This window comes from Halomonas chromatireducens, assembly GCF_001545155.1.
Lineage (GTDB): Bacteria > Pseudomonadota > Gammaproteobacteria > Pseudomonadales > Halomonadaceae > Halomonas > Halomonas chromatireducens.
Genome location: NZ_CP014226.1, coordinates 2,586,350 through 2,609,342, shown reverse-complemented (window position 1 = coordinate 2,609,342; position 22,993 = coordinate 2,586,350). Strand labels below are relative to the sequence as shown.

Below are 22,993 nucleotides of genomic sequence, written 5' to 3'. Positions count from 1 at the left end.
CACAGGGCTATTGTCGTGGCTCGGGGCGTGCCACGCAAACCGTTAGGCCGCTAAACGCGCTACACTCTGGCCATCCTCACCGTCGGATGGGTACTCATGTCCTCTTCAGCCAACAGCTTCCAGGCCCTGGTGCGCCTGCTGCGCTATGCGCGTGGCTATCGCCGCCGCATCATCGCCGCCACCACCTGCTCGATCATCAATAAGATCTTCGATATCGCCCCCGAGATCCTCATCGGGGTGGCCATCGATGTGGTGGTCAACCAGGAGCGCAGCTTCGTGGCCCGGCTCGGCTTCACCACGCCCCAGGAGCAGATCCTGATGCTGGCCGTGCTCACCTTCTTCATCTGGGCCGGCGAGTCGATCTTCGAGTACCTCTACAAGATCCTGTGGCGCAACCTGGCCCAGCGGCTGCAGGCCGACATGCGCCTGGACACCTACGAGCACGCACAGCGCCTCGACATGGCCTTCTTCGAGTCGAGAAGTTCCGGCCAGCTGGTGGCGACCATGAACGACGACGTCAACCAGCTGGAGCGCTTCCTCGACGGCGGTGCCAATTCGCTGATCCAGGTTGGCGTTACCGTGGTAGCGGTGGGGGCGGTGTTCTTCGTCATCTCGCCGCTGATCGCCCTGCTGGCCTTCACGCCGATCCCTATGATCATTTGGGGCGCCTTCTTCTTCCAGCGCAAGGCCGGGCCGCTCTATGCCGACGTGCGCGAGAAGGTCGGCGATCTGGCCAGCCGGCTCTCCAACAACCTCTCCGGCATCGCCACCATCAAGAGCTTTACCAGCGAGGATCGCGAGGCGGCGCGGCTGCGTGCCACCAGCGAGGCCTATGTGGAGGCCAATCGGCGTGCGATCCGCGTCAGCTCGGCGTTCATTCCGGTGATCCGCATGGCGATCCTGGCCGGCTTCCTGGCCACCTTTACCGTGGGTGGCATGCTGGCCCTGCGCGGCGATCTGAACGTGGGCGCCTACGGCGTGCTGGTGTTTCTCACCCAGCGCCTGCTGTGGCCGTTGACGGGCCTGGCCGAGGTGATCGACCTGTTCGAGCGCGCCATGGCCAGCACCCGGCGCATCCTCGACCTGCTGGCGGTGCCCATCACCGTGAAGGACAACGAGGGCAAACCGCTGGCGGCACCGGTGCGCGGCGAGGTGAGCTTCGAGTCGGTGAGCTTTCACTATGCCTCGAGCGGTGTGGGCGTCGATGGCGTCAGCCTTAGGGTGCCCGAAGGCAACACCCTGGCGCTGGTTGGTGCCACGGGCTCGGGCAAGTCGACGCTGATCAAGCTACTGCTGCGCTTCTACGACCCCGAGGCCGGCCGGGTCTGTATCGATGGCCAGCCGATCGGCGAAGTCAGCCTCAACTCGCTGCGCCAGTCCATCGGCCTGGTCAGCCAGGACGTCTACCTCTTCGAAGGCTCGATCCGCGACAACATCGCCTATGGCAAGCCCGATGCCGACGAGGCGGAAGTGATCGAAGCCGCCCGCACCGCCGAGGCCTGGGATTTCATCCAGGAGCTGCCCCAGGGGCTCGACACCCCGGTGGGCGAGCGGGGCATTCGCCTCTCGGGCGGCCAGCGTCAGCGCCTGTCGCTGGCCCGGGCGCTGCTCAAGGACCCGCCCATCCTGGTGCTGGACGAGGCCACCAGCGCGGTGGACAACGAAACCGAGGCGGCCATCCAGCGCTCGCTGCTCAAGATCGGGCTCGGCCGCACGGTGATCATGATCGCCCACCGGCTCTCAACCATCGTCCATGCCGACGAGATCGTGGTGATCGATGGCGGCAGGGTGGTCGAGCAGGGCACCCACGGTGCGTTGATCGAACGTGGCGGCCGCTATGCCGCCCAGTGGAAGGTCCAGACCGGGGCCGCCCAGGACGCCATGGCGCTCTCCTGAGCGGATCCGAGCAGAAATTACTAGCTGGCGGGGCGGATCAGCATGGCATCTAGACTCACCGGCACCTCATCGCCGATCTGCTCGTAGCCGAGCAGCAGCATGACCGAGCGCAGCGTGGGGTCGGCCATCAGCGCCTGGCCGTCCAGCGCCACGCGCTCGGCATTGGTGATGCGGATTTCATCGGCGGAAACTCGGGTAAAGCGCACCGCCAGCGGCTCCTGGTCTTTCATGATGAGGACCTCGCCCTTTTTTATATCATGGGTCTTGGCCAGCCGCAGTAAACGACGCATTTTTCTTGGCTTGAGGAAACGCAGTGTGCTTTCATGTAGCCATTGCTCCTGTTCATCAAGCTTGATGGGGCGGCGATGAAGCAGCAGCACAATCAGGTTAAAGGAATTAATAACGATAAAAGCCACCTGCCACCCCATTGCAGAATAGAGCGGTACTGCTTGAAAATAAAAATAAGGCAGCGTACTACACGCTGCAAGAATTGTAATGGCGCGCAAATAGGCCATATCACGAACCATATAAGCAAGACAGAACAATACATTAGCAAAGAAAAACAATGCTACTGTGTGCACATGACCCTCCAAAACATTACGTCACGCGGCTGACTGACCTGAGGCTTCTGCGCAACATCTCCTACGAATAAAAATAGCTCCAGCATATCAATCATCCGTCCTAACGATGCTAACAACTAGTATAAATCCGCGGCATTTTAACCCGACCGACTTAGCAAAGACCTATCCTGACAAAAGAAATTTTATTTACGTCAATCATTTTATGAAAAATTTACAGCATAAGCAGCATGAATATATGAAACGATGCTGCCATAATTGCAATATACGACTTCCTTCGGATAGCTTGCTTCGCCATGCGGTACCTAGTTGTAGTGAGCCACGTTAACGGGGTGTCCACTGCGACTGGGTAGGATCCCTTTTCATCAGCTCCTGGCAATTACCAGTTGATGCAGCTCACGGGGCATTGAAAAAGTGATGGTTTCTTCGCGGCCTTCCAGTTCTTTTGGTGCGGCGGGCGCGCCTGGTATACGATGCCCAGGTCAGCTTTGAGGAAAACGACAAGTCCGCGGAACAGAACGTGGCGATCTATCGCCGCCGCCTGGCCTCGCTGGAAGCGGCGCTGGAGCGGGGCGATATCGACCAGGCACGTTTCGAGGAGGATCGCCTGGAGCTCGATCGCAGCCTGCTGGAGGATACCGAGGACCTTAAGCGTTCTCCGTTGCACTCGCCCGCCTCCGGCCGTCTGGTCGTCCCGCTGGTGGCGGTGGCGGTGGTGATCGGGTCGGTGGCCTGGTACCTGCAGCACGGCGCCGAAGGCGACCTGGCAATCTACGAGGCCTTCCAGGAGAGCGACTCCATGCCGACGCTGGTAGAGCGCCTGGAACAGCAGGCAGAACGCCAGCCGAACAACCCCAATGTCTGGGCCTCTCTTTACCCCATCTACCGCGATTCCGGTCAGGGCACCGCGGCACTGAATGCGCTGGAGAACCTGATCGAACTCGAGGGGCGGCAGGCCTCGCTGCTGGCGCAGAAGGCCCAGTTGAAGTTCTTCATGGCCAACCGCAGTGTCACCGGCGAAGTGCAGGCACTGGTCGACGAGACCCTGGAGCGTGACCCCCGCGAGCCCACCATCCTCGGCATGCTTGGGGTCCAGGCGTTCGACGGCGGTGATTACGAGCTGGCCATCGATCGCTGGCGTCGCGCCATCGCCGGCATGTCCGACTCCAGCTCCTCGGAAGCCCTGCGGGAAGGCATTCGCATCGCCCAGCAGCGCCTCGGCGTTGCCCCGGAAGAGCAGGAGCCCATTGCCCAGGGACCCGGCATCCACGTCAGTGTTCGCCTGGACGAGAGCCTGCAGGGAATGCTCGATGACGATACTCGTGTCTTCATCATTGCCCGCGACATGGCAGGTGAGCTACCCCCGCTGGCCGTGGCCCGTGTCACGCTCGGCGACCTGCCCACGAGCCTGGTGCTCGACGACCGCCATGCCATGTCCGATGAAGCGAGCCTGTCACAGGTGAGCGAGGCCAGGCTGCTGGTACGCGTTACCTCCAGCGGCGACGCCACTCCGGCACCCGGGGACATGTTCGGTGATCTCGATGGGGTCGCCGTGGGCAGCGTCGACGGTGAACCCACGGAGGTTGTCATCGACCGTCTCGTCGAGTAGTCGGGATGCGACTCACCTCGATTCGCCTGAGCGGGTTCAAGTCCTTCGTCGACCCGGTCACGGTGCCCTTCGATGGCAACATGACCGCCATCGTCGGGCCCAACGGCTGCGGCAAGTCGAATATCATCGACGCCGTGCGCTGGGTCATGGGCGAGTCCTCGGCCAAGACCCTGCGCGGCGAATCGATGACCGACGTCATCTTCAACGGCTCCACCGCGCGCAAGCCGGTGGGGCAGGCCGCCATCGAGCTGCGCTTCGACAACAGCGACGGCAGCATGGGCGGCCTCTACGCCCAGTACGCCGAAATCGCGGTCAAGCGTCAGGTCTCCCGCGACGGCCAGTCCGCTTACTTCTTCAACGGCCAGAAGTGTCGTCGCCGTGATATCGCCGATCTCTTCCTGGGCACCGGCCTGGGTCCGCGTTCCTACGCCATCATCGGGCAGGGCATGATCTCGCGCTTGATCGAGGCGCGTCCCGAAGAGCTGCGCGCCACCCTGGAAGAGGCCGCCGGGATCTCCAAGTACAAGGAGCGCCGCCGGGAGACCGAGAACCGAATGCGGCGCACCCGCGAGAACCTCGAGCGGCTGGACGATATTCGCCAAGAGCTCGACAAGCAGCTGGAGCGCCTGCGGCGGCAGGCCGAGGCGGCGCGGCGCTACCAGACCCTCAAGACGCAAGAGCACCGGCTCAAGGGTGAGCTGGCGCTCTTGCGTGGCCGCGCGCTGCGCGCACGGCAGGGCGAGGAGGAGGGCCGTGTCCGCGAACTGGAAACCGCGGTGGAGCGCGAGATCCTCGGCATGCGCCAGTGCGAGACCCGCCTCGAGGAGGCTCGGGCCGGCCATGACCGCCTGGCCGAAGAGCTGGAAGCGTGTCAGGCGCGGTTCTTTGAGACCACCGGCGCCATCGCCCGGCTGGAGCAGAACCTGGAGCACGCGCGCAGCCGGGAAACCCAGCTGGGGCGCGACCTGGAGAGTGCCCATCGCGAGCTGGCCGAGCTGGACCGACTGGGCGAAGAGGACCAGGCGCGGCTGGCGGGGCTTGACGAGCGTCTCGAGCGCCTGGGCCCTGAGCAGGAGGAAGTCGCCGAACAGTTGGCCGAGATGGAGGCGATGCTGGAAGACGCCGAGCCGGCTGCCGAGGAGGCCGAACTCGCCTATGAGGCCTTCAGCGAGGGCTGGCGGGAGGCCAGCCGCGCAGCCGAGCGCGCGCAGGATCGCCTGCGCGAACTGGAAGAACGTCTGGCACGGCTGGACGCCGACGAGCAGCGCCGCCGCCAGCAGCAGCAGGAGCTGCCGGACCTGGCCGAGCTGCAGGCCCGGCGGGGCGAGCACCAGGAGCGACTTGCCGAGTTCCAGCTGGAGCAGGAGAGCGCCGAGGCGCGGCGCGAGCAGCTGCAGGAACAGCGCGACACGGCCCGCGCCGCCGCCGCCGCGCTGGAGCAGGGACGCGAAGGACAGCGTGCCCGGCGCAGCGTGCTCCAGGGTGAGCTCGCCTCGCTGGACGCGCTGATCCAGGCCGCTCTGACCGATCCGGACGAAGCGCTGGCAAGCCACCTGGCCGACCACGGCCTGGGCGATGCCCCCCGGCTGGGGGAGTCCCTGACGGTCGACCCCGGTTGGGAAGCCAGCGTCTCCTGGGTGCTGGCGCCGTGGCTCAAGGCGCGGCTGGCCACACCCGACACCTTTCAGGCCGCAAGCGCTGCGCCGCCCGCCGAACTGGGTGCGCTCTCCCCTGATACCGTTGGAGAGCCGCAGTCCCATAGCCTGGCGGCACGGGTGCGCGGCGCCGGAGCCGCTACGGCCTGGCTGGAGGCGATTCGCTGCGTGGAAAGCGATGCCCAGGCCTGGGGGGAACGCGAAGGCCTGGCCGCAGGCGAGAGCCTGATCACGCCGCAGGGGCTATGGCTGGGCCGTGACTGGATACGCCACCGCGGCCAGGGCGCAGGCCCTGACGCGCTGCTGGTCAGCCGGCGGCGTCGGGATGAGGTCGCCGCGGAGCTGGACGAGGTCGAGACCCGACTGGTCGCCCAGGATGCCGAACTGGCCGTCGAGCGCGAGCGGGTCGAACAGGCCGAAGGCGCCCTGGAAGGCGTACGCCACGATGAGCGCCGCCTGGCCACTGAGCATCAGCAGCTGGCGGTCCAGGACAGCGGCCTGGCCAGCCGGCTCGAGCATCTGCAGGGGCGTGCCGCTGAACTGGTCGAAGAAGTCGAGCGGCTGCGTGAGAGCGGTGAAGAAACGCGGCTAGCCATCGAGGAGGCCCGTGAACAGTGGCAGCAGGCCATGGCGAGCCTCGAAGAGGGCGCCGAGCAGCGCGAGCGGCTGGAGCGCGAGCGCAGCCAGAGCCGAGAGCGGCTTGCCTCGCTGCGTGCCCGCCAGCGCCCGCTCAACGATCGCGCCCAGCAGCTGGCACTGGAACACCAGCGGCTCTCCACCGAGCGGGAGGGCCTGGCGGAACAGCAGGGGCGTGCCGGCGATGTCCGCCAGCGCCTTGCGGACCGCTGTAGCGAACTGAACGATGCGCTGGAACAGCTGCGAGAGCCCGACGAGGAGCAGCGCGAACGCCTCGACGACCTGCTGCACCGGCGTGAAGGCGACGAGCGAGCGCTCAATGAAGTGCGCGGCCGTGCCGCCGAGCTGGCCGAACGGCTGCGCGAAGACGAGCAGGCTCGCCAGGGACACGAACGCAGCCTGGAAGGGATCCGCGAGCGCCTCCAGGAGTCACGCATGCAGGTCCAGGCCCTCGCCCTCAAGGCGGAAACCCAGGACGAGCAGCTCAAGGAGCTGGGTCATGAGGTTGCTGCCCTGCTGGAGGTGCTGGACCCCGAGGCCACCGAATCCGCCTGGCAGGCCCGGCTGGAGGAGGTCGCCGAGCGAGTCCGCCGATTGGGTGCGATCAACCTCGCCGCCATCGAGGAGTACGACCAGCAGGCCGAGCGTCGCGACTACCTGGAGGCCCAGCAGGCTGAATTGAACGAGGCGCTGGAGACGCTGGAGAAGGCGATCCGACGTATTGACCAGGAAACCCGTACCCGTTTTCGCGACACCTTCGAGCGGGTCAACCAGGGACTGCAGACGCTTTTCCCCCGAGTCTTCGGCGGTGGAACCGCATGGTTGACGCTCACCGGGGATGATTTGCTGGACACCGGCGTGGCGATCATGGCACGCCCTCCCGGCAAGAAGAACAGCACCATTCACTTGCTCTCGGGGGGCGAAAAGGCACTGACTGCCCTGTCCCTCGTCTTCGCTATCTTTCAGCTCAATCCTGCCCCTTTCTGCATGCTCGACGAAGTGGATGCACCGCTGGATGATGCCAATGTGGGACGCTATGCCAAGTTGGTGAAGGACATGTCGGATTCGGTGCAGTTTATCTATATCACCCATAATAAGATCGCCATGGAGGCGGCGGAAAGGCTGATGGGTGTTACCATGCAGGAGCCCGGCGTTTCACGTCTGGTTGCGGTAGGTGTCGAGGAGGCCGCCGCGCTGGCCGAGGCCTGACAGGGCTTGCAAGCGTGGAAGAAACGCGATATCAGAATGTATATCATGGTCTGATCACACTATCGAAGTGTGAAATGACAGGGAAAGGCGCAGGGTCGATTGGACTCTCAAGCGATAATGCCGGGGCTTGACAAATAAAAAAAGTGGCCCTTTTTTAGGCAATCGCGCTATGCTGTTGACGGACATCCATCCGGCATGGCGCCCTAGTGATAGGCAAGACGACCCATGGAACTTAGAGAATGGCTGATCATTCTGGGGCTGGCACTGGTGACTCTCATCGTAGTTGATGGGGTACGTCGCCTGAAACGCCAGCGCCGAGTGCCCCGCCTGGACCAGGTAGGGGAACAGAGCAACCACGGTATCGATGACGCAACAGCATCGTCCGAGGCTGACACCAATTGGGAACTGCCCAACGGTGGGGCGCGTGTCATCAGCCCTGCCAGCTATGACCAGGGGCAGAGCAAACCCAAGCCCAAGTTGAAGCGCCAGGAGCACCCCGGCCCTTCTCGGGTGCTGTCTGGCCTGAAGGCTGCGAGGCACACGCCTGAACGGCCCGTGGCAAGCCCGCCGCCGGCAGCGGCGTCGCCACCGCGTGACGACGTCCAGACGCCCGCTCGGGCCGAGCCATCGCTCGATGCGACAAGCACCAGGGGTGCGTCGCCGTTGCCCAGCGAGCCCTCTCGTCGCGACACTGCACTCACACGCGATCAGCACGAACGAACGCCTGCCGCCAGCACCGAGCCCACGCTCGGTGAACCTGCGCGCAAGGAAGTGGAAGCGCCAGCCGAGCCCAGCGTGCAACCGACCATGCAGGCGCGTCAGCCAGATCCTGCTGCCGCTACGTCGCAGCCGTCTGACGGTGCCGAAACGGATGTGCCGCGTCGCGAGCCGACGCTCTCGGCGCTGGACGATGCCGAGCCCCCCGCCGCCATGGCAGCCGAACCGCTGGCAGCCGATCCTCACGATCACGAAGCGTTGCATGATGACGACGAGCGCTACCGCCTTGTCGACCTGGAGGGCATGACGGATTCGCTCAAGAGCCGCTCGCGGCGCATGGGTCATTCAATGCAGCGCTTCGGCGCGTCCATGCAGCAGCGCCTGGCCAAGCGGCGGGAAGAGAAGCAGCTGGAAAAGTCGCGCCGTGAGCAGGCGCGTGCTGAGAAGGCCGCCCAGGATGCCCAGCGTCGCCGTGAGGCCGAGGCCGAGCAGGCCGCCAGGGACGCCGAGCGCCGCCGCCTCGAAGCCCAGGCCATCGAGATGGCCGACGACGACGATCCACTGTTCGCACCCCCGCGGGCGCGGCAACAACAAGTGGCAGAGCGTGACGATCTCACCTTCGAGCTGCAGCCGTCCGCTGCCGAGCAAGGCTCGAACGGCGAGCCGGATGGTGCCATGTTCGACGATGACGTGGTGCGAGCCCACCCGACCCTGGCCAAGGCCCTGCGGCACGACGTCAATGCCGAGCGCGCCCGGGAAACCCTCAGCCATTCCGATGAGGTCATCGTCATCAGCGTGCTTTCCCGTGACGAGCAGGGCTTCTCCGGCGAGGCGCTGCTGGACCTGATGCTGGCCTGCGGCCTGCGCTACAGCAGTGAGATGGGTATCTTCCATCGCTTCGAGACCGAGGACCCGGAGAGCGAGCTGCAATTCTCCATGGTCAACGTGATCAAGCCCGGGACCTTCCCCATCGAGGCCATGGATGCGTTCCGCACGCCTGGCGTCACCCTGCTGATGCCTCTGCCCGGCGCGCTGGACACGGCGGCAGCCTTCGAAGCGATGGTGGAAACCGCCATGGTTATCGTGCGCAACCTGGGTGGCGAGCTGAAGGACGAGAATCACAGCGTCATGACGGCCCAGACCGTGGAGTTTGCCCGCCAGCGCGTGCAGGAGTTCGAGCGCCGCAACCGCCTCAATCGCTACCAGGTGAATTGACGCCTGACCGAGTACCATGCCGCACCCACCGACAACCCCGTGAGCAATCACGGGGTTGTCGTGTTCACGGCGGCAGGAAATCAGCTTCGAGATACAGAGACGCATGAACCAGCCCGAAAAGAAAATCCTCGATGAAGTCGCCACGCTGCGCGCCGAACTCGACGACGCCAACTATCGCTACTACGTGCTCGATGAGCCGCGCATGACCGACGCCGACTACGACCGTCGGCTGCGTCGGCTCCAGGAAATCGAGGCTGAGTATCCCGACCTTGTGACTCCCGACTCGCCGACCCAGCGGGTCGGGGCACCGCCCGATGCCGGCTTCCCCGAGGTCCAGCACGCGGTCCCCATGCTCTCCCTCGACAATGCCTTGAACGAGGATGAGATCACCGCCTTCGTCAAGCGCGTGGCCGACCGGCTGGAAATCGATGGCGAAACCATCGCCTTCTGCTGCGAGCCCAAGCTCGACGGCGCTGCGGTGTCCCTGGTCTACGAGCAGGGCGTGCTGGTGAGCGGTGCGACTCGCGGCGACGGGCGTACCGGCGAGGGCATTACCTCCAACCTGCGTACCCTGCGTTCGGTACCGCTGAAACTGCGTGGCAAGGCGCCGCCCGACCTGCTGGAGGTGCGTGGCGAGGTGATCATGAGCCACGAGGGTTTCGAGGCCCTCAACGCCAGGGCCCGGGAAGGGGACGCCAAGGTGTTCGCCAACCCGCGTAACGCCGCCGCCGGCAGCCTGCGCCAGCTCGACCCCAGGATAACGGCCTCGCGTCCCCTGGAGTTCAGCGCCTACCAGGCGGCCCGCTTCGAGCCCGACCCGGGTGATGCCACCCACAGCCAGCTGATGGCCCGGCTGGCTGATCTGGGGCTGCGCACCAGCGCGGCCCTCGAAGTGGTCACCGGCAGCCAGGGGCTCATCGACTATTGCCGGCGACTGGGCGAGCGCCGCGACCGGCTCGGCTACGATATCGACGGGGTGGTGATCAAGGTCGACGACCTGCGCCTGCAGCGGGAACTCGGGTTCGTTGCCCGGGCGCCGCGTTGGGCCATCGCCTTCAAGTTTCCCGCCCAGGAGGAGACCACGACCCTCAACGACGTGGAGTTCCAGGTCGGCCGCACCGGTGCGATCACCCCTGTGGCCCGGCTCGAGCCGGTCACCGTGGCAGGGGTTACCGTTTCCAACGCCAGCCTGCACAACGCCGATGAGATTGCCCGGCTCGGTGTGATGATCGGCGACACCGTCACGATTCGCCGCGCCGGCGACGTCATTCCCCAGGTGGTGCGGGTAGATGCGTCGAAGCGCCCGAGCGATGCGCGCGAGATCGTCTTCCCCGAGCGCTGCCCGGTGTGCGAATCCGAGGTCGAGCGTCTCGAGGGCGAGGTGGTGGCCCGTTGTTCCGGCGGGCTCTACTGCGCCGCCCAGCGCAAGGAGGCGCTCAAGTACTTCGCCTCGCGTCGGGCAATGGATATCGACGGCCTGGGCGAGAAGCTGATCGATCAATTGGTCGAGCTCGATTGGGTCAAGACACCGGCTGACCTTTTCCGGCTCAAGGCCGAGGATCTGGCAACGCTTCCTCGCATGGCGCAGAAATCCTCCGACAACCTGGTGGCGGCGTTGGAAAAGGCCAAGCAGACCACTCTGCCGCGTTTCATCTTCGCCCTGGGCATTCGCGAGGTAGGCGAGGCCACCGCCGCCAACCTGGCGCGCCACTTCGGCACCCTGGATGCCCTGATGGAGGCCGAGGTTGCCGACCTGGAGGCCGTCGAGGACGTGGGTCCCGTGGTTGCCTCCCACGTGTACACATTCTTCCGGCAGCCCCACAATCGCGAGACCATCGAGGAGCTGCGCTCCCTGGGCCTGACCTGGAAAGAGGAGGTGGTCGGCGATCGTCCCCAGCCCCTGGCCGGCCAGACCTGGGTGCTGACCGGCACACTGGAAAGCATGACCCGCGACGAGGGCAAGGAGCGCCTTCAGGCGCTCGGCGCCAAGGTGGCTGGCAGCGTCTCGAAGAAGACAGCCGCCGTGGTGGCGGGGCCCGGCGCCGGCAGCAAGCTCGCCAAGGCGGAACAGATGGGGGTGTCGGTGCTCGACGAGCAGGGCTTCCTGGAACGCCTCGAAGCCTGGGAGAGCGGCAAGGAGGCAGCGCAATGAACGACGGCCGCTTCATCGAGGTGCCTTACCGCATGCTGCCGCCCGAGACCCTGGAGGCCCTGCTCGAGACCTTCGTCACCCGGCAGGGCTACGACACCACCGACACCGGCGAGGGCATGCGCGGCTGGGTCGGCGAGCTCAGGCAGCAGCTGGAGCGGGGCGAGTTGCTGATCGCCCACGACCTGCAGACCGAAACCACCGAGGTGATGACCCTGGCCCAGTGGCGCGCCTTTGGCCGCGACCTGGCGGATGATGAAGAGGAGGGGTGACGCCTTGCGACCTTTGTTCAGTCTTGGTCGGAGAGAAATGTAACGAAGATTTGATCTATATCATTTGATTAATATTCTCAACACATCGGATGATATTTCTAGTACTTCAGCCGAAATCTCTCAACTAGGGTAGTGGTTTGCTGGCTCCTGTCTCGAAGGATGGGTTTGCAATGCTGACCATGGCTCGATCGCTTTTCACCTGCTTCAGGACCCTCAAGGGGTTCGTGCTGATGGCCATCCTGTCGGCCTCGCTGGCGGTTTTCCTGGGAGTGACCCTGGTGGCCACGCTGCTCTACGAGGATATCCTGGCCCGTCAGGCCGAACAGACTTCCGAGACCCTTGCTCGACAGAGCTTCAATGCCATGCTGCAGGTCATGCGGCAGGGCTGGAACCGGGAGCAGATGGAAGCCTTCGTCGAGGAGACCCGGCGTGCCCACGAAGGCTCCGGCTATCGCTTCGAATTCTATCGTGGCGACCGGGTCGCGGAGCGTTACGGCGAAGTCGAGCAGCCCGACATGGATATCGTCATTCTTTCTGCTCTGGCTTCGGGCGGCGAGCGGGTATGGCGTGAAGATGGTACGGTGCGGCGTATCATGCCGCTGATCGCCCGCTCCGACTGCCTGACATGCCACCAGAACGCGGCCAGCGGCGATGTACTGGGTGTCATCGATATCCAGCACGACATGGCACCAATCAGCCGTGAGATGCGCCAGAACTACGTGGCCATGTTCATCGTCGCCTCACTGCTGATTCTGCTGCTGGCGGCGGCGATCTCGACCCTTTTCGCCGGTCGCATCCGTGACTCTCTGGAAGCCTTCCGCTCACGCCTGGCGGTGGTCAATTCCGTGGAGGATTTCCGGCAGCTGGATGTCAGCGATATCGACGTCCACTTCCGCGAACTCGATAGCGCCTACCAGCACGTCAATGCCCTGGTCGGCCGGCTCAAGGACGTGGCTGTCGACAAGGATATCCTCGAGTTCGAGATTCGCCTGCTCAGCAAGTTCATCATCACCTCTGAAGTCGTGCGCGACTGGCGCGAGTTCATCAAGGAGCTGCTGGCGGAGATCAATACCATCATGCCGGCCCACACTCTGGTGACGATATTCCAGGTGGAGGAGGAGGGCTATGAGCTGGAGGTCTTCTGGTATCACGAAGTCGTGGTGGAAACCCGCGAGACCTTCGAACGGATCCTCACACAGCTGGTGGAAGCCAAGCCCCACGGCGTGGGACCCACCGTACTCAAAGTGTTTCACCATTCCGTTCACCCCTGTGGTGAAGGGGTTCCCTTGGCGGCGGAACTCACTGCCGAGGATATTCGGCTGCAGACCAAGTCGCTGTTACTGGAGGCACCCAAGATCGGCGGCATCGTGGGTATTGGCGTGCAGTCCGACCTGGCACAGGACCCGATCCGCCACATCGTCATCGAAGGCATCCTGTCGACGCTGCTCAACCTGGTTGGCTCAGTCAAGGCGATCTACAAGTACACCAGGGATCTGGAGTTCTACGCTACCCGCGACCCGCTCACCCAGCTGCACAACCAGCGCATCTTCAAGGACATGCTCAACTACGAGGTGGGCCGCTCGACCCGGCACCAGGATCATTTCAGCCTGCTGATGCTCGACCTCGACAACTTCAAGCACGTCAACGATCGTCACGGGCATGCCTTCGGCGACCAGTTCCTGCAGGCTGTTGCCGAGACACTGTCGGCATCGGTGCGCCCCGGCGACTTCCTGGCCCGCTATGGCGGCGACGAGTTCACCATTATCCTGCCCGAGACCGAGCAGCAGCAGGCCTACTCCGTGGGGCTGCGTATCGCCGACAGTCTGACCAGCCAGGTACTGACCGCCCCGGACGGCTCCACGGTCAGGGCGACCACCTCGATCGGCATCGCCAGCTACCCGAACCATGCCAGCAATCCCCATGACCTCTTCCTGATGGCCGACAACATGATGTACAAGGCCAAGCGGAAGGGGAAGAACTGCATCGCACTGCCGGACAGCGAGGAGGTGGCGGCGGTGTTCCGCGAGGTGGGAGAGAAGAACCAGATGGTGCTCAGTGCGCTCGAGGAGCAGCGCATCGTGCCCTATTTCCAGCCCATCGCCGACGTACGCACCGGCGAGGTGAATATCCACGAGCTACTGATGCGAATCCAGGTCGATGATCGCATCGTGCCTGCCGGGGAGTTCATCGATATCGCCGAGAGCATCGGCGTCATCCACAAGATGGACTACCTGCTGATTGAGAAGGCCTTTGCCCAGATCCATGAGCAGGGCTACGAGGGTATGCTGTTTATCAACTTGTCGCCCAAGTCACTGATAATAGGTGAATTCATTAGTCATATTCACCAGTTGGCCATCGACTATGACATCCTGCCAGAGCGCATCGTCTTCGAGCTGACCGAGCGCGAGACCGTCAGCAACCTCAAGCTGCTGGAGAAGTTCGTACTCGACCTCAAGCTCGAGGGCTTCAATTTCGCCATCGACGATTTCGGCTCGGGCTATTCGTCCTTCCGCTACCTGAAGCAGTTCCCCATCGATATGATCAAGATCGAAGGGGAGTTCATTCGCAACATGCTCAATGACGAGAAGTACATGGCCTTCGTCAAGAGTATCGTGACCCTGGCCCAGAGCCTGGGAGTCAGCACCGTCGCCGAGTTTATCGAGGATGAGGAGGTGCTGGCCGCCGTAGCGGCGCTGGGTATCGACTTCGGTCAGGGCTATCACCTGGGGCGCCCCGCACGGGACTTCGCCCGGACCTGCCAGGTCCGGGACAGCACCCACGCTGTGGGAACGCCCGGCAATGCTGTCATGGCCCAGGCTTGCCCTGAATCAGATCGCGAATGACGCGCCGCCCCGGATGCAGGTGATCCACCAGCGGCCACTCCAGCGGCAGCGGCTCGTCGCAGATTCGCGAGGCGATCAGCTCGGCACACAGCGGCGCGCTGGCCAGGCCGCGTGAGCCGTGGGCAGCGCTGACCCACAGCCCCTGGTGGTGGCGCCCGGGAATGTCCGGCACCCGAGTGGCGTCCTTGGCCAGGGTGGCGTAGTCCGCACGCCAGGCGGCGGCATCGGGCACCGGGCCGCAGTAGGGCGACTTGTCGGGGCTTGCCGCCCGCACCCCCACGCGGCCGGCGAGCCGCTGGGGCGACAGGTCGGCACCGGCCTCGCGTAGCGCCGCCACGAAGTGGGGCAGGCCCCGCTCCAGCTCCGCCAGGTTGGCGGCGTGGTCGGCCTCGCGCTCTGCCGGTTCGGTATCGCCGGGCCCGAAGGTGGCGCCGAAATTGAGCACCCCATCCGCCGCCGGTGGCACATAGCCGCTGGCGCACACCACGCGGCCCAGCGCAGGGGCCCCTTCGGGCAGCGCCAGCTGGCTGACCTGGCCGCGTACCGGCTGCAGCGGCAGCGCCGAAGTCTGGGGAAACCTGGCAGCCTCGCTGGCGGTGGCGACCACCACCTGGTCGGCCTCGATGCGCTCGCCGTCGGCCAGGGTCAGCGTCCAGCCCGCATCAGAACCCACCAGCTCCGTCACCTCGCCGCGGCGAAAGCCGATGCCGGGTGTCCTGGCCAGCTTCACACACAGTTCCAGCGGCTTGACCCAGGCGGCACCGGGGTAGTCCAGCGCAGGAGTGTCGATCCTGATGCCTGCGGCGGCGCTGGCCCCCTCGGCATCGAGCCCGCGCACCACGCCCTCCGGCAAGGGGTGGTTGTCCAGGAAGCGTGCCTGGCGGGCCTGCTCCTTCTCGCTCAGCGCCAGCTGCAGCACGCCACTGGGTCGCCACAGCGCCTGCCGCGGGTCGAGATTGGCCAGCCAGCGCCGGCTGTGGAGCAGGCCGGCCAGGTAAGCGCGACTCTGCAGGTTGGTCTCCACGGCCAGCTTGACGTAGAGCGCCCCCTGCAGGTGAGTAATGCCCAGCTCGGCCCGGTCGAAGCGGTCGATCAGCGTGACCGCAATACCACGCCGAGCCAGGGCGGCGGCGGCACTGGCGCCCGCGATACCGGCACCGATCACCGCCACACGGCGCGTCGGGCGTGGCGGCGGGGGAGTGAACCAGGGGGCAGGCTCCCGGCGGGGGTCGACGGGCGGCGAAGCGATCTCGCCGGCCAGCATTTCCCGCTTGCGCCCGATGCCCGGTACCTTGCGCCAGGCGAAGCCGGCATCAACCAGCCCGCGCTTGACGATACCGGCACAGGTGAAGGTGGCGAAGGTCGCCCCGGGCCGGGAGCGTGCCGCCATGGCGGCGAACAGCTCGGGCCGCCACATCTCGGGGTTCTTCGACGGCGCGAAGCCGTCCAGGAACCAGGCGTCTATCCGGCCCTCGAGAAGCGCCAGGCGCTCGGCAGCGTCGCCGAAGTGCAGGTCCAGCGTGACCCGCTCGTCGAGCCATAGCCGATGCACGCCGGCCACCGGCTCGGGCCATTGGCGAATCAAGCGCTCGGCGCGCCCGGCCAGGTCCGGCCAGGCGGCCAGCGCCCGTTCCAGCTCGTCACGGCTCAGCGGATAGCGCTCGGTGGACACCAGATGCAGCCGTGCCTCCGCCGAGGCGTGGGCATCGAAGCAGGCCCAGGCGCAGAGCATGTTGAGCCCGGTACCGAAGCCCGTCTCGCCGATGACGAAGGGTCTGCCGGCGGGCCAGCCGGCGAAGCGGCGGGGCAGGTCGTTGCCGGCGAGGAAGTCGTGCTCGGTTTCCGCACGGCCGTCGTGGCGGGAAAAATAGACGTCGCCAAACCGGGTCGACAGCGGGCTGGCTTCGCCGTCCTCGTTGGTCGTCCAGTCGAGGTGGGCGGTCTCGAGTCCGGCGAGAGGGGGGAGGGTGGACACGGCATCTCCTGACCAAGCGGGCAGCGCGCCAGGCCTGGTCCGCGCTGCTCAATATGTGATCGATTTCAGTTCAGCGGGCTGCCATGGGGGATAGCGGCAGGCATCCGCGGCGTTTCAACAGTGTTATCCACAGGAGCTGTGGGTAATGCGCTGTGGGTAAGCGCTGTGGATAGCACCGCCTCTGTATGTCAGGAGACGTTCATGTCGTTATTGGATGCGGGTCAGGGCATCACCTTCTTGAACGGCTTGACGGTCACCTTGGCGTAGACGCCGGCGATCATGTAGGGGTCGGCGTCGGCCCAGGCCTTGGCCGTCTCCAGGCTGTCGAATTCGGCCACCACCAGGCTGCCGGTGAAACCGGCTTCGCCGGGGTCTTCGGCGTCTACGGCAGGGTGGGGGCCGACCAGTACCAGGCGACCTTCGTCCCGCAGCTTCTCCAGGCGTGCCAGGTGGTCCGGGCGGGCGGCCAGCCGGCGTTCCAGGCTGTTCTTGACGTCTTCACTGATGATTGCGTAGAGCATCGCCGTGTTTCCTCGGTCGTGCGCGGCGTGAGCCGCAGGTCTCCAACGGGGTGCTGACGTTGACCGGCTATCGTCGGGCGCGCACCATGGGACCATTATTCTGACAAAGTCGCCCCTCCTCGTCATGCCCATGCTTTCATTACCTGCCAGTTTCTCGGGCGACCCCACGCCACTCGGGGTCGACCTGCATATGCATTCCACCGCATCCGATGGCGCCCTGGCGCCCGCCGATGTGGCCACCCTGTGCGCCGAGCGCGGCGTTCGGCTGATGGCGCTTACCGATCATGACAGCATGGCCGGCATTGCCGAGGCCCAGGCGACGGCCAGCCGGCTGGCCGTTCGCCTGCTGCCGGGGACCGAACTCTCGACCCTGTGGTCCGGCATCGGTATTCATGTGGTGGGCCTGCTGCCGCGGGGCGCCAGTGGTGCCCTGGCCGAGGGGCTGCTGGCACAGGCTGAGGCCCGGGAGAACCGGGCCGTGGTGATCGGTCAGCGGCTCGAGAAGATCGGCCTGCCCGACGCCCTGGCCCGCGCCCGGGAGCTTGCCGGGCCGCACCGGCCGCTGGGGCGGCCCGATTTCGCTCGCGTACTGGTGGCGGCGGGCGTGGTGCCGGACATGGCGACCGCCTTCAAGAAATACCTGGGCAGCGGCAAGGCCGGCGACGTCAAGGCGCACTGGCCCGCCCTGGCCGAGGTCGTGGACTGGATTCTCGAATCCGGCGGTGTCGCGGTGCTGGCGCATCCGCTGCGCCACGGGCTGACCCGCCGCAAGCGGGGGCTGTTGCTGGACGCCTTCGCCGAGGCCGGCGGCCAGGCGGCGGAGCTGGTCAGCGGCTTCCAGAACGCCGACGTGACCCGCGACCTGGCCCGGCAGCTCGCCGACCGTGGGCTCTTCGCCTCGGTGGGAAGCGACTTCCACTTTCCCGGCGGCCACCTGGCGCCGGGCAGCATGAGCCCGGTACCGCGTACCGTGGTGGCGCCGGTATGGACCCACCCGCGGATCGCGGCCTTCATCGAGGCATCCCCTGGCGACCACGTCCCGCCCGTCGGCAGCGTTGCCGCGCCGTGAGTCGCACAGGCCCCGGTCGCAGGATAAACTGATGGTTTGAGCGATCGGGTGAAGCCCGCTTTGAACGCAGACCAACAGGGAGTGACCATGAGCCAGTATTTCCAGCTGCACCCGGAGAACCCCCAGAAGCGTCTGATCGACCAGGCCATTCAGATCATTCGCGATGGTGGTGTCGTGGCCTATCCCACCGACTCCGGCTACGCCCTGGGCTGCCACCTGGGCGACAAGAAGGCCGTCGAGCGGATCAAGCGACTGCGTTCGCTGGACGATAAGCACAACTTCACCCTGGTGTGCTCCGACCTTTCCGAGATCGGCACCTACGCCAAGGTGGACAACGCCGTCTTCCGCCTGCTCAAGGCGCACACGCCCGGGGCCTATACCTTCATTCTCAACGCCACCAACGAAGTGCCGCGGCTGCTGCTGCATCCCAAGCGGCGCTCCATCGGCGTGCGCGTGCCGGACCATCGCATCACCCATGCGCTGCTCGACGCCCTGGGCGAGCCGCTGATGAGCGTGACGTTGATTCCGGTAGGCGAAGAGCTGCCGATGACCGATGCCGAAGAGATCCGGGACCGTTTCGGTAACCAGCTCGACCTGATCATCGATGGCGGCGCCTGCCACCTGGAGGCCACCAGCGTCGTCGACCTGCGCGAACTCCCGCCGACCATCGTGCGTGAAGGCCGGGGCGACCTGACGCCGTTCAGGACGTGACGGGCGGCGGAATCCGGTTCGCCGCTAGTCATCCGTCTCTGGCGCATTGGGGTACTGCGTTTCTTCGTCCAGCCAGGTGCCGCATTTCATGCAGTACCGGGCACGTTGCTCGTGGCGGTCGTGCCCGCAGCCGGGGCAGGCCTGGTCGGAGTAGCGATCGGAACGGATCGAGCGGATCACTTCGGCCGAGAATACCCCGGTGGGTACGGCGATGATCGAGTAGCCGATCAGCATCACCAGTGTCGAGATCGCCTGACCGAGTGGCGTGACGGGAACAATATCGCCATAGCCCACCGTGGTCAGGGTGACGATGGCCCAGTAGACCGAGATGGGGATGCTGGTGAAACCGGCCTCGGCGGGTTCGATCATGTAGACCAGGGCGGCGAACAGGGTGACCATCAGGAAGACCGTGAACAGGAACAGGAAAATCTGATGCCAGCTGTTCTTCAGTGCCTCAACCAGCAGGCGTCCCTCGCCGACAAACTGCATCAGGCGCAGTACGCGAAAGATCCGCAGCACGCGTAGCAGTCGCACGATTACCAGGGTCTGGGCGCCGGGGATCAGCAGCATCAGCCAGGTCGGCAGGATCGCCACGATGTCGATCACACCGTAGAAGCTGCGGAAGTAGCGCAGTGGCTTATCGAGAATATAGATACGTATCGCAAGCTCGAGGGTGAAGGCGAGGGTAAATCCCCATTCAATCCAGTAGAACCATGTGCCATAAGCCGTGCCGAACTGTTCGACGGTATCGAGCATCACCACCAGTACGCTGGCCAGGATCATCAGGATCAGGACGATATCGAAGCCCTTGGCCAGTGGGGTGTCGGATTCGAAGATGATTTGGAACAGGCGGGTTCGCAGCCCCTCGCCGGCCGGCTGAAACGGTTCGTTCACGGTGAGGCTCCTTCGGTGCTATCGAGTCGACGAGCAAGGCGCAGGGCGGCCTGACCGAAGGCAGGGGTCAGCCAGCAGGGGGCCGCCAGGGCCGCGGCGAGGTCGGCGGCGTCGCCCTTGCCGGTGTCACCGGCGGCCAGCCGCTGCATGGCCTCGGCGGCCACTGGGCGCCAGGCCTCGTCCCGGGTGTCGGCCAGGGCATCCAGCGCCATGATGGCGCGGTTTAACCACTCCGCGGGGGTATTGCCCCGGGGCAGTCGCCAATGGCCGCTCAGCAGGGCACCGCCCCGGGCGGCCTTGCTGGTATCGGCGGGGCGCAGCGGAATCGTCCCGGCCAAGGCCTGCGCCAAGTCCCACAGCGCCGCGGGGGCGCCCGCCTTGAGCTCCAGTTCCAGCTCGCGGATCGGCACGGCATGGCCGGCAGTGCGAATCTCGCCCTGGTCGAGTGCCACCTCGATGGTGGCCCCGGCGTGGTCGAGCAGCCAGAGGCGGCGCTCGAAGTCCGTGGTGAAGCGGGCCTCCAGCCGTTGGAGTACACCGTCGCCCAGTTCGGCCATGGGCGGCAGGTTGGCGAGCCCTTGCCGGTCCAGTGCGTCCTCATCCGGCAAGCCTCCATCCACGACACCCACAGTCACCGGCCACTCCCACTCGCCGCGCCGGCTCAGCCCGCCGCCGCCTTCGCCGCTTGTCTTCAGGGTCTGCACCCAGGTGTCGTCGGATCGGCGCAGCCGAAGTGCCATCCTGGCGGCTTCGAGCTCACCCCGGGGCGTGTCGAAGTAGGTGTTGGCGAGCCGGTGTGTCGCTGCCGGCCGGCCTTTCAGCAGCGGGTGGCGGCAGAGTCGTTCGGGGCCATCCCTGCACAGTGCCAGCTTTAACTCGACCTCTTGGCTCATGTCGCACACTCCTTGTTCACGCCGTCGTCCGGTGGCGGGTGTAATTTTTTCATGACGTAACAGCTTGCCAGTCTTTATACTGGCGCCGCCATTTCACAAGCGCATGATACGCCATGGTAAAGCCCAATCCGTTTTCCGCGATGTTCGGCCGTTCACCGTTCCAGCCGCTGCTGGCCCACATCGTCAAGGCCCACGAGTGTGCCGGGCAGTTGCTGCCCTTCTTCGAAGCCAGCCTCATCGGGGACTGGGAGGACGCCGCCAGGATCCGTGAGGAAGTCACCCGGCTGGAGCATGAGGCCGACAGCCTCAAGACCGAGCTGCGTCTCAACCTGCCCAATACGTTGTTCCTGCCCGTCTCGCGCAGCGACCTGCTTGACCTGATCACCGTCCAGGACAAGATCGCCAACAAGGTGCGCGACATCACCGGCATCATGCTGGGTCGCAAGATGCAGGTACCCAGCGAGCTGGCCCAGCCCATGCGCGACTACATGCGCACCGCCGTGGCCTGTGTCGCCCAGGCCCGCCAGGCCCTGGAAGAGCTCGAAGACCTGTTGGTGTCCGGCTTCGGCCGGCACGTTTCGGACGTGATGCATAACATGATTCGCGAGCTGCACACCCTCGAGCAGCAGGCGGATAACCAGCAGATCGCCATTCGCCGCGAACTCTTCGAACTCGAAGACCAGCTCAAGCCGGTGGACGTGGTCTTTCTCTACAAGATCATCGACTGGGTAGGTGAACTCTCCGATCGTGCCGAGCGCGTCGGCAGCCGCTTGCAGATACTCACTGCCCGGTAAGGCGTCGTCCAGTCCGGTGATCCCGGACTGATGTCTCCTCCCTGACAGCCACATAGGAACCACCCCCTATGTCGATCATTGCGCAGCACGGTGAAATCTTCATCATCCTTGCCTGCCTCTTCGGCTTCTTCATGGCCTGGGGCGTCGGCGCCAACGATGTCGCCAACGCCATGGGTACCTCGGTGGGGTCCAAGGCGATCACCATCAAGCAGGCGATCATCATCGCCGTGATCTTCGAATTCCTCGGCGCCTGGCTGGCCGGCGGCGAGGTGACCGCCACCATTCGCGGCGGGATCGTCGACCCGGACCTGCTGCAGGCCGACCCCCAACTGCTGGTCTACGGCATGCTCTCGGCATTGCTGGCGGCGGCCATCTGGCTGTTGGTCGCCTCGGCCAAGGGCTGGCCGGTCTCCACCACCCATTCCATTGTGGGGGCCATCGTCGGCTTCGGTGCGGTGGGGCTGGGCGTGGAGGCGGTGGCCTGGGGCCGGGTCGGCACCATCGCCTCGAGCTGGGTCATCTCGCCGCTGCTGGCGGGCACCATCGCCTTCGTGCTGTTCAAGTCGGTGCAGTACCTGATCTTCGAGGCCCGCGACCCGCTCCTGGCCGCCAAGCGCACCGTGCCGTTCTACATCTTCCTGGTCGGCTTCATCATCGCCATGGTGACCCTGACCAAGGGCCTGACCCATGTGGGTCTCAACTTCACCTTCGGCCAGAGCCTGCTGTTCTCGGTGCTGCTGGGCATCGGGGTCATGGGGATCGGTATCATCCTGGAGAACCGGATCAAGATCGTGCGTCGCGCCGATGACCAGTTCGGCTACGACAACGTCGAGCGGGTCTTCGGCGTGCTGATGATCTTCACCGCCTGTGCCATGGCCTTCGCCCACGGCTCCAACGACGTGGCCAACGCCGTGGGGCCGCTGGCCGCGGTGATCAGCGTGGTGCGCAGCGACGGCGTCATCGACGCCTCGGCCCTGGTGCCCTGGTGGGTGCTGATGCTGGGCGGCGGCGGCATCGTTGCCGGCCTGGTCACCTATGGCCACAAGGTGATTGCCACCGTGGGGACCGGCATCACCGAGCTGACGCCCAGCCGGGGCTTCGCCGCCACCCTGGCGGCCGCCACCACCGTGGTGCTGGCGTCGGGCACCGGCCTGCCGATCTCCACCACCCACACCCTGGTGGGGGGGGTGCTGGGCGTGGGCCTGGCCCGTGGCATGGCGGCCCTCAACATGCGGGTGATCGGCACCATCGTCATGTCCTGGCTGATCACGCTGCCGGCCGGCGCCGGCCTTGCGATCATGTTCTTCTTCCTGTTCAAGGCGATCTTCGGCGGTTGACCCCGGACAACGGCCCGGCC

The 22,993-nt window shown here is 65.3% G+C and carries 15 protein-coding genes and 1 pseudogene; 11 read left to right on the top strand and 5 right to left on the bottom strand.

What is annotated here, in order from left to right:
- The first annotated feature begins 96 nt into the window (after positions 1-96).
- A complete protein-coding gene (locus tag LOKO_RS12085; RefSeq protein ID WP_144439653.1) occupies positions 97-1,896 on the top strand; it encodes an ABC transporter ATP-binding protein in 1,800 nt (599 codons plus the stop codon).
- A gap of 20 nt (positions 1,897-1,916) precedes the next feature.
- Here LOKO_RS12085 and LOKO_RS12080 read toward each other — a convergent pair whose 3' ends face one another.
- A complete protein-coding gene (locus LOKO_RS12080; RefSeq protein ID WP_144439652.1) occupies positions 1,917-2,477 on the bottom strand; it encodes a hypothetical protein in 561 nt (186 codons plus the stop codon).
- 430 nt (positions 2,478-2,907) lie between these two features.
- Between LOKO_RS12080 and ccmI the strand changes: the two are divergent.
- The 6 genes and pseudogenes from ccmI to LOKO_RS12050 form a co-directional block, all read left to right on the top strand.
- Positions 2,908-4,083, top strand: a pseudogene (ccmI, locus tag LOKO_RS12075) (c-type cytochrome biogenesis protein CcmI); the annotation flags it as partial.
- Between the two features lie 5 nt (positions 4,084-4,088).
- Positions 4,089-7,583 carry a chromosome segregation protein SMC gene (smc, locus tag LOKO_RS12070; RefSeq protein WP_066449545.1) on the top strand — a complete coding sequence of 1,165 codons (3,495 nt, stop codon included), beginning with the start codon at positions 4,089-4,091 and terminating at the stop codon, positions 7,581-7,583.
- Positions 7,584-7,808: 225 nt separating this feature from the next.
- Positions 7,809-9,515 (top strand): cell division protein ZipA, encoded by a 1,707-nt coding sequence (zipA, locus tag LOKO_RS12065; protein WP_066449540.1) that lies wholly within the window; start codon positions 7,809-7,811, stop codon positions 9,513-9,515.
- Between the two features lie 103 nt (positions 9,516-9,618).
- Positions 9,619-11,667 (top strand): NAD-dependent DNA ligase LigA, encoded by a 2,049-nt coding sequence (gene ligA / locus LOKO_RS12060; protein WP_066449536.1) that lies wholly within the window; start codon positions 9,619-9,621, stop codon positions 11,665-11,667.
- On the top strand, positions 11,664-11,936 hold the full coding sequence (locus LOKO_RS12055; protein ID WP_066449532.1) for a YheU family protein: 273 nt from the start codon (positions 11,664-11,666) through the stop codon (positions 11,934-11,936). The genes ligA and LOKO_RS12055 overlap by 4 nt, the downstream gene beginning before the upstream one ends.
- Positions 11,937-12,115: 179 nt before the next feature.
- Positions 12,116-14,779 (top strand): putative bifunctional diguanylate cyclase/phosphodiesterase, encoded by a 2,664-nt coding sequence (locus tag LOKO_RS12050; RefSeq protein ID WP_235588858.1) that lies wholly within the window; start codon positions 12,116-12,118, stop codon positions 14,777-14,779.
- Here the strand turns inward: LOKO_RS12050 and mnmC are convergent.
- Positions 14,742-16,754, bottom strand: a complete 2,013-nt coding sequence (mnmC, locus tag LOKO_RS12045) for a bifunctional tRNA (5-methylaminomethyl-2-thiouridine)(34)-methyltransferase MnmC2/FAD-dependent 5-carboxymethylaminomethyl-2-thiouridine(34) oxidoreductase MnmC1 (protein ID WP_083517564.1) — start codon at positions 16,752-16,754, stop codon at positions 14,742-14,744. The two genes, LOKO_RS12050 and mnmC, sit on opposite strands and share 38 nt — an antisense overlap.
- A gap of 221 nt (positions 16,755-16,975) precedes the next feature.
- A complete protein-coding gene (locus LOKO_RS12040) occupies positions 16,976-17,275 on the bottom strand; it encodes a YciI family protein (RefSeq protein WP_066449520.1) in 300 nt (99 codons plus the stop codon).
- Positions 17,276-17,399: 124 nt separating this feature from the next.
- On the opposite strand from LOKO_RS12040, the gene LOKO_RS12035 reads away from it, so the two are divergent.
- Together LOKO_RS12035 and LOKO_RS12030 are read left to right on the top strand one after the other, a co-directional pair.
- Entirely contained in the window at positions 17,400-18,344 is a 945-nt protein-coding gene (locus tag LOKO_RS12035; protein ID WP_066449518.1) for a PHP domain-containing protein, read from the top strand.
- 87 nt (positions 18,345-18,431) lie between these two features.
- Complete coding sequence (locus tag LOKO_RS12030; RefSeq protein WP_066449512.1) at positions 18,432-19,055, top strand: L-threonylcarbamoyladenylate synthase; 624 nt, start codon at positions 18,432-18,434, stop codon at positions 19,053-19,055.
- A 24-nt stretch (positions 19,056-19,079) separates the two neighbouring features.
- On the opposite strand, the gene LOKO_RS12025 is transcribed toward LOKO_RS12030, so the two are convergent.
- Positions 19,080-19,949 carry an ion transporter gene (locus LOKO_RS12025; RefSeq protein ID WP_066449510.1) on the bottom strand — a complete coding sequence of 290 codons (870 nt, stop codon included), beginning with the start codon at positions 19,947-19,949 and terminating at the stop codon, positions 19,080-19,082.
- The gene (locus LOKO_RS12020) at positions 19,946-20,842 is read right to left on the bottom strand and encodes a CYTH domain-containing protein (protein WP_066449503.1); all 897 of its coding nucleotides are present in this window, start codon (positions 20,840-20,842) and stop codon (positions 19,946-19,948) included. The genes LOKO_RS12025 and LOKO_RS12020 overlap by 4 nt, the downstream gene beginning before the upstream one ends.
- Positions 20,843-20,955: 113 nt before the next feature.
- On the opposite strand from LOKO_RS12020, the gene LOKO_RS12015 reads away from it, so the two are divergent.
- Together LOKO_RS12015 and LOKO_RS12010 are read left to right on the top strand one after the other, a co-directional pair.
- Entirely contained in the window at positions 20,956-21,636 is a 681-nt protein-coding gene (locus LOKO_RS12015; RefSeq protein WP_066449500.1) for a TIGR00153 family protein, read from the top strand.
- Between the two features lie 68 nt (positions 21,637-21,704).
- Entirely contained in the window at positions 21,705-22,973 is a 1,269-nt protein-coding gene (locus LOKO_RS12010) for an inorganic phosphate transporter (RefSeq protein WP_066449497.1), read from the top strand.
- Positions 22,974-22,993 lie beyond the last annotated feature (20 nt).